This window comes from Halomicronema sp. CCY15110, assembly GCF_016888165.1.
Taxonomy (GTDB): Bacteria; Cyanobacteriota; Cyanobacteriia; order Phormidesmidales; family Phormidesmidaceae; genus Halomicronema.
On the sequence record NZ_JACSWC010000128.1, the window covers coordinates 1 to 599 of the forward strand.

A 599-nucleotide genomic window follows, 5' to 3' on the forward strand; every position below is an offset into this window, starting at 1 on the left:
CGCCTCTGTCGCCTGGAGTTCAAGGTTCAAACCTGCAGGTATCCGCCTCCGGACTAATCTTTTGTCAGTCAATCAGGAGCGAGGGGTTAGGCGTCTCTGATAGCTACGCCCATGATTTTGACTCGCCCGCCATAGGGAAGTGCCGCAGCTTGGTAGATTGTGCGCGCTGGGCGTCTGCCTTCAATGAACAGCTGAGAATAGACTTGGTTCACTTGGGGGAGATCAGCGAGATCGGCAAACGCTATATCGATAAAGGTTATGTCTCCGAGCGCAAAACCCGCCGCGCGGACCGCGCAGAAAAGATTGCCGAAGGCGCGCTCTGCCTCCTCGGTAGCCGTGCCCGGAATGTACTCGCCCGAAGTTCCAATTGACAACTGGCCACTCAGGTAGCAAATGTTGTTGACGACGACAGCGTGACTGATTGGCGAAGCCCACTTCGGCAGGCCTTCCCCTTCAGTAATGAATGTGCGCATGGCAATATGTCCTTGTGGGCTGAATGCAGAACTTGCAATGTGAGACGCCTAATACCAATTCTCTATAAAGCTGCATAGAATAGAGCCTCAAGGATAAAGTCATAGCCGGTCAAGGAGGCGATGGCC

At 53.9% G+C, this 599-nt stretch carries 1 protein-coding gene; it reads right to left on the reverse strand.

Going from position 1 to position 599, the window contains the following annotated elements; genetic code table 11:
• Positions 1–86: 86 nt before the first annotated feature.
• Entirely contained in the window at positions 87–473 is a 387-nt protein-coding gene (locus tag JUK32_RS02025) for a RidA family protein (protein ID WP_204137183.1), read from the reverse strand.
• Positions 474–599 lie beyond the last annotated feature (126 nt).